5 protein-coding genes and 1 pseudogene are annotated in these 6,691 nt (G+C 71.0%); all 6 read right to left on the bottom strand.

Features of this window, described 5'->3' with window-relative positions:
- Positions 1-362: 362 nt before the first annotated feature.
- On the bottom strand, positions 363-1,181 hold the full coding sequence (locus HTZ82_RS16845) for an ABC transporter permease subunit (RefSeq protein WP_175410214.1): 819 nt from the start codon (positions 1,179-1,181) through the stop codon (positions 363-365).
- Positions 1,178-2,308, bottom strand: coding sequence for an ABC transporter ATP-binding protein (locus tag HTZ82_RS16840; protein WP_175410213.1), 1,131 nt, complete (start codon positions 2,306-2,308; stop codon positions 1,178-1,180). The genes HTZ82_RS16845 and HTZ82_RS16840 overlap by 4 nt, the downstream gene beginning before the upstream one ends.
- A 165-nt stretch (positions 2,309-2,473) precedes the next feature.
- A complete protein-coding gene (locus HTZ82_RS16835) occupies positions 2,474-3,253 on the bottom strand; it encodes an ABC transporter permease (RefSeq protein ID WP_175410212.1) in 780 nt (259 codons plus the stop codon).
- A gap of 3 nt (positions 3,254-3,256) precedes the next feature.
- Positions 3,257-4,213 (bottom strand): ABC transporter ATP-binding protein, encoded by a 957-nt coding sequence (locus tag HTZ82_RS16830; RefSeq protein WP_175410211.1) that lies wholly within the window; start codon positions 4,211-4,213, stop codon positions 3,257-3,259.
- Positions 4,214-4,482: 269 nt separating this feature from the next.
- Positions 4,483-5,421, bottom strand: coding sequence for a cellulose-binding protein (locus HTZ82_RS16825; RefSeq protein ID WP_175410210.1), 939 nt, complete (start codon positions 5,419-5,421; stop codon positions 4,483-4,485).
- Positions 5,422-5,536: 115 nt separating this feature from the next.
- Positions 5,537-6,691: pseudogene (locus tag HTZ82_RS16820) on the bottom strand (hypothetical protein); the annotation flags it as partial.

The raw sequence follows: 6,691 nt of genomic DNA, 5'->3' as shown, positions 1-6,691 counted from the left end.
TGGCGCGGTCTGGCCACTCGATACGACAAGACCGCCACCATCTACCTCGCCGGACTCCACATCGCCGCCATCTTCATCTGGTCGGCAAGATGATCCGAAAGAAACGGCCTAGGTCGTGTCCGGTGGTTCTCCCCCCACCCCGCCCCTTCCCGAATCGGGGGCTCTGCCCCCGAACCCCCGCTCCTCAAACTCCCCCAAGCTCTTCGAACAGGGGGGACCCCCAAGGGGCTGATTTTTTCAGCCCGTCCGGCGTTTGAGGACGAGCGCCGTTCTGGGGGTACCCCCTGCTCGAAGAGCTTGGGGGAGCGACACGGGGGTCTGGGGGCGAAGCCCCCAGTTCGGGAAGGGGCAGCGCCCCCGGCCTACACGTCCCGGCGGCTCAGGGTCAGATACGCCCCGGCCAGCGCCGCGGCCGTCACGCCCAGCATGATCCACAGCGGGTCCCAGCCGGCGGGCGTGCCGCCGCCGAAGTTCGTGGTGCCGCTGTACAGGCGGGACAGCAGGCTGGGGATCGAGTACTCGACCAGCACCGTGCGCAGCCGTTCCAGCGACTCCGCGTACATCCCGATGGCCAGCACGAACGGCAGCAGCACCAGCCCGATCATGGTGGTGATGGCGCCGGCGGAGTGCCGCAGCATCGTGCCCACCGCGAGCGAGAACAGCCCGAGCGTCGCCATGAACAGGCCGACTCCGACGGTGGCGCGGAACCAGTGCTCGGCGGTGGCGCCGCCGCTGGTGCCGATCATGCCGGTCTGGACGAGGGCGCTCAGCGCCGAGACGGCCGTACTGATCACGAAGACGACCACGAAGAAGACGATCGACTTCGCGGCGAGCACCCGGCCGCGGCTGGGGCAGGCGGTCAGGGTCGTACGGATCAGGCCCGTACCGTACTCGGACGTGATCGTCAGTACGCCGAGCGTGATCACGCAGACGGAGCCGAGCAGCATGCCGACGATCCCGAGCTCCAGGACCCCGCCGCTGGGGACCGACTCGCCCTCGTCCGGCACCTGCCCGATCGCCCAGGCCAGCAGGAACCCGACACCCACCACGACCGTGGTCATCACACCGAGCGTCCACATCGTGGACCGCAGTGACCGGATCTTGGTCCACTCGGAGGCGAGCGCGTCCCCGAGACGGGCACGCCGCACGGGAATCGGCGAGGTGTACGGAGCGGTGGTCATCGGGCGTCCTCGATACGGCGTTCGGTCGACGGTACGGCGGCGTCGGGCGCGTCGGCGGCGGGCCCGTCGGCGGCCGCCTCCGGGGCGGGCGTCGGTGCCGGCGGCGGGGGCGGCGGGACGTACCAGGCTTCCGCCGGGACCTCGGGGACGGCCGGGGCGGGCGGCGCGGAGCCCGGGGGCAGCGGCTGCATCAGGCCCGCGCGCTCGTCCTCCGTGGAGCGGTAGTCGACCGCCGACTGGGTCATGCGCATGTACGCCTCCTCCAGGGAGGCCTGGTGCGGCGAGAGCTCCCACAGGCGGACGCCCGCGCCGTGCGCCAGGTCGCTGATACGGGGCAGGGGCAGCCCCGTCACGCGCAGCGCGCCGTCGCGTTCCGGCATGACGTACCCGCCCGCCTCCGTCAGCGCGGCGGTCAGCTTCTCGCGCTGCTCCGGCGCGTCCTGCGGGGTGCGCACCCGCGCGAACCCGGCCGAGTTCGCCGCGATGAAGTCCTTGACGCTCATGTCGGCCATCAGCCGGCCGCGCCCGATCACGATGAGGTGCTCGGCGGTCTGCGCCATCTCGCTCATCAGGTGCGAGGAGACGAAGACCGTACGGCCCTCGGCCGCCAGCGCCTTCATGAGGTTGCGCACCCACAGGATGCCCTCGGGGTCCAGGCCGTTGACGGGTTCGTCGAAGAGCAGCACCTGCGGGTCGCCCAGCAGGGCCGCGGCGATACCGAGCCGCTGGCCCATGCCGAGCGAGAAGCCCTTGGTGCGCCTGCGGGCCACGTCCTGGAGGCCGACCACCCCGAGCACCTCGTCCACGCGCCGCTCCGGGATGCCGGCGAGCTGCGCCAGCGCCAGCAGGTGGCTGCGGGCCGTGCGCCCGCCGTGCACCGCCCGCGCGTCCAGCAGGGCCCCGACCAGCCGTGGGGCGTTCGGCAGCTGCCGGAAGCCGTGGCCGCCGACCGTGACGTGCCCGGACGTGGGCCGGTCAAGGCCGAGGATCATGCGCATGGTGGTCGACTTCCCGGAGCCGTTCGGCCCCAGGAAGCCGGTCACGGCCCCCGGACGCACCTGGAAGGACAGATCCTCCACAGCGGTCTTGGCGCCGTAGCGCTTGGTCAGGCCGACTGCCTCGATCATTCTTCAGCCCTATCGACAGATCGGTTCACACAGCGGGCGGCGGCGCGCGCACGCCGAAGCGCCACCCGTAGGAGGTAAGAGGGTGGTACGGCCTTGACGGTTCCGTCCGTACCCGAAAAGACCGTACCCCGCTCCGCCGCGCCCGCGCCCCGTGCCCGCGTGCGGCTACGCGTCCCGCCGCTTCAGCACCAGGTAGCCGCCCACCAGGGCCGCCGCCACCCACAGCGCCATGATGCCCAGACCGCCCCACGGCCCGTACGGCGCCGCCTCCTGGCCCATGGCGCCGGGCACCACCTCCATGATCTTCCCGCCCGCCCGGTCGGGGAGGTAGTGGGCCACCTCCTTGGCCTTGGGCACGGCCGCGAGGATCGGCGACACCAGGAAGAACAGCGGCACGAGGATGCCCAGCGACAGCAGCGACGAGCGCAGCATCGCCGCGACGCCCATCGAGAAGACCGCGATGAGGCCCATGTAGAGCCCGCCGCCGATCACCGCCCGCAGCACGTTGTCGTCCGTGATCGACGCCCGGTGATCACCCAGCAGCGCCTGCCCCACGAAGAACGACAGGAAGCTGGTGACGAGCCCCACCGCCAGCGCCAGCAGCCCCGCCACGGCGATCTTGCTGAACAGGAGCGTCCCGCGCTGCGGCACCGCCGCCAGCGACGTACGGATCATCCCGGTGCTGTACTCGGTGCCCACGACCAGGACGCCGAACGCCACCATCGCGAGCTGCCCCAGGGTCATCCCGAAGAAGCTGACCAGCGTCGGGTCGAAGGTCGCCCGCTCGATCGTCGACAGCTCGTCGAACACCGACCTCATCACGGCGCTCATCGCCGCGCCCACCGCCACCGTCACGAGCAGGGCGCTCAGCAGCGTCCAGATCGTCGACGCGACCGTACGGATCTTGGTCCACTCCGACTGGAGGACCGCCGGTACCGATGCCATCGTTCAGGCCCCCTTCACGCCCGCGCCCCACTGGGGCTGCTGGGGCTGTTCTACGGCGTTGTGCGCGTGGTACTCGACCGCGCCGGCGGTCATCCTCATGAAGGCCTCCTCAAGCGAGGCCCGCTGGGCGCTCAGCTCGTGCAGCACGATCCCGTGCTCCGCCATGAGTTCGCCGATCCGCTCGGTCGACGCGCCGTCGATCTCGAACGCCCCGTCATCGGTCTGGACCGGTGTGCTGCCGTCGGACGCCAGGACGTCCTTGACCTGCTCCTGCTGCGGTGAACGCAGCCGTACATAGCTGCGCGAGTTCCGCTGGATGAAATCCGCCATCGTCGTGTCCGCGAGCAGCCTGCCCTGGCCGATGACGATCAAGTGATCCGCCGTCAGCGCCATTTCACTCATCAGATGGCTGGAGACGAAGATCGTCCGGCCGTCCGCCGCAAGTGCTTTCATGAGATTGCGGATCCAGTGAATTCCCTCCGGGTCCAGACCATTGACCGGCTCGTCGAACAGCAGAATGCGCGGATCGCCGAGGAGCGCCGCCGCGATTCCCAGCCGCTGGCCCATGCCCATGGAGAAGTTCTTCGACTTCTTCTTCGCCACCGCCGTCAGCCCGACCATGTCGAGCACCTCCGCCACCCTGCGCTCCGCGATGCGGTTCGACTGCGCCAGGCAGAGGAGGTTGTGGTACGCGCTGCGTCCGCCGTGCATCGCCTTGGCGTCCAGCAGGGCACCGATGTACTTCAGCGGCTCGTCCAGCTCCCGGTAGTGCCGCCCGTCGATCCGGACGCTGCCGCTCGTCGGCGCGTCCAGGTCCAGCATCATCCGCATCGTCGTCGACTTGCCGGCCCCGTTGGGCCCGAGGAACCCCGTCACGACTCCAGGACGGACCGTGAAGGAGAGTTGGTCGACGGCCGTCTTCGTTCCGAAACGTTTTGTCAGGCCCTCAAGCTCGATCATGCGCCACACGCTACGGGCGCACGAAGCCCCCCGCCACCGGAATGACGGGGGGGCCAAGTGGACTACAGGATTCAGCACCTCGGGTGCATCGGCAGGACGGCCCCCACGGGGGAACGGGACCGGTGCCACGACGCACGGGCGACGCCGTATCCGCACGTCAGCGCGGTGTGCTCGGGCGCCGACGCGGCGTACGCGGTGTCAGCGCCGGATCAGCGGCCGGGCCGGCGACCGGACTGGCGGCCGGGCCGGCGACCGGGCCGGCGCCGGGGTCAGCGCGACTGCTGCGCCGGGACGCCGCGGGTCACCGGCTCGTCGTCGCCCGGCACGTTCGCCGCGGCGACCGCGGCACCCGTCAGCGTGGCCAGCATCTCGCGGACGTTGGTGAGCTGGGCGTTGATCGAGTCGCGGCGGTTCGTCAGCGCCGCCAGCTCGCGCTCCGATTCGCTGCGGATACGGTCCGCCTTGGCGTTCGCGTCCGCCACGATGTCCTCGGCCTGGCGCTGCGCGGTCTCCACCGTCTGGCGGGCCCGGCGCTCCGCGTCCGTACGCAGCTTCTCCGCCTCCAGGCGCAGCTGCTCCGCGCGGTGCTCGATCTCCGCGAGCCGCTTCTCCGCCTTCGCCTGCCGCGAGGCCAGGTCACGCTCGGACTGCTCACGCCGCTTGGCGAGGTTCGTCTCGAAGTCGGCGGCCGCCTGCGCGGCCTTCGCACGGGTCTCCTCGAAGAGGGCGTCCGCCTCCTCGCGCTTCGACTGGGCGTCCTTCTGCGCCTCGGCGCGCAGCGCGTTGGCCTCGCCCTGCGCCTTCTCGACGATGCGGACGCCCTCGTCCTCGGCCTTCGCCTTGCGCTCGGCGGCGAACGACTCGGCGTCGTTGCGCACCTGCTGGGCCGCCGACTCGGCGAGTTCACGGTGCTGCTCGGCGGCGCGACGGGCCTCCTCGCGCAGGTCCTTCGCCTCCTCCTCGGCCAGCCGGAGGATCTTCTCGACGCGCGCGCCGAGGCCCGCGTACGACGGCTCGGCGTCGGACACCTGGGCCTGTGCGTTCTGCGTCTCGAGGTGGAGCTCCTCGATGCGCTTTTCCAGAGCAGTGATTCGGGCCAGAGCACTGTCACGGTCGGCGACGAGCTTGGTAATGCGGTCGTCCACCTGACCGCGGTCGTAACCACGCCGCACGAGCTCGAAGCCGAAGGGGGAGGAAGTGTCGCTCATGGGGTTCCTGTCGAATGAGACCGGTGAGGTGTTAGGGGGAATCCTAGGGGCCGAAGCGGCGTGTCATCGAGCGGATGACCGTTTGATTGGGAGAATGTCCAGCCTTTCGAGTGGCTCAGTCGGTGTTTGACTTGCCACTCGAACGGGTACCGCCGGCTGCCGCCCCCGCCTTGACGCCGTCCTTGCCGTTCCCCGTAGGCGCTTCGAAAGACTCCAACGCCTCCAGCACCGACTGGACACGGCCGATCTCCGTCTGGATGTCCTCCTGCCGGCGCACCAGCACGTCCAGTTCGCGCCGCCCCTCGGCCACCAGCCGGTCGGCCTCCGCCTCGGCGTCCTCCTTCAGCTTCTGCGCCTCGCGGGTCAGCTCGGCCTTCTTGCTGTTGGCCTCCTTCAGCAGGCCCTCGGCCTTCTTCACCGCGGCGATACGGACCTTGCTCGCCTCCGAGTTGGCGTCCGACAGCAGCTCCTTGGCCTTCGCCTCCGCCTCGGCGAGCTGCTGCTCGGCGGTCTTCACCAGCTTGTCGGCGCGCTCGCCCGCCACCTTCATCTGCTCGGCGGCCTCCCGGCGGGCCCGCTCGTGCAGCTCCTCGATGTCCGCCTCGGTGCGCGTACGGAGCTCCTCCATGCGTTCCCTTATGGCGTTGGCGTCCCGGCGCGCCCCGACCAGCAGCTCGTCCGCGTCCGTACGGGCCTTCTCCACCAGGCCGTTGCCCTCGATGGTCGCCTCGGAGACGATCCGCTCGGCCTCCTTGCGGGCCGCGCCGACCATCGTGTCGGCCTGCGTCTCCGCGTCGGTCGTCGCGCGCAGCGCCTCCTCCTGCGCCTTCGCCATGAGCTGGTCCGCCTGCTCGGCCGCGTCCGTCCGCCGCTTGGCCGCGGCCTCCCGCGCCTCGTCGACCAGCCGGTCGGCCTCCGCGCGGGCCTCGGCGCGCACCTGCTCGGCGGCCTTCTCGGTCTCCTTGCGGTGCCGCTCCGCCTCCTCGCGGATGCGCTGCGCCCTCTGCTGCGCCGAGCCCACGGTCTCCGCGGCCTCGGCCCGCAGCCGTTCGGCCTCGTCGGTGGCCTCCGTGACGAGGCGGTCGGCTTCGGTGGTGGCTTCGGTGATGAGCTGGTCGGCCTGGGTGGCGGCGTCGGAGCGGCGTTTGTCGGCGGCCTTGCGGGCGTCGTCGAGTACCTTTTCGCCGTCGGCGCGTGCGGCGGCGCGCAGCCGTTCGGCCTCGGCCTCGCCGTCCGCCTTGACCTGCTCGGCCTCCCTGCGGAGCCGGGC

Source organism: Streptomyces sp. TRM64462, assembly GCF_013362995.1.
Lineage (GTDB): Bacteria > Actinomycetota > Actinomycetes > Streptomycetales > Streptomycetaceae > Streptomyces.
Note: the sequence above shows the minus strand (reverse complement) of the source record. Positions and strands in the feature narration are given on the sequence as shown.

Excerpts from the sequence above, each read along its gene's own strand:
- HTZ82_RS16845 (WP_175410214.1), bottom strand. The coding sequence starts at position 1,181 with ATGACCACCGCTCCGTACACCTCGCCGATTCCCGTGCGGCGTGCCCGT.
- HTZ82_RS16840 (WP_175410213.1), bottom strand. The coding sequence starts at position 2,308 with ATGATCGAGGCAGTCGGCCTGACCAAGCGCTACGGCGCCAAGACCGCT.
- HTZ82_RS16835 (WP_175410212.1), bottom strand. The coding sequence starts at position 3,253 with ATGGCATCGGTACCGGCGGTCCTCCAGTCGGAGTGGACCAAGATCCGT.
- HTZ82_RS16830 (WP_175410211.1), bottom strand. The coding sequence starts at position 4,213 with ATGATCGAGCTTGAGGGCCTGACAAAACGTTTCGGAACGAAGACGGCC.
- HTZ82_RS16825 (WP_175410210.1), bottom strand. The coding sequence starts at position 5,421 with ATGAGCGACACTTCCTCCCCCTTCGGCTTCGAGCTCGTGCGGCGTGGT.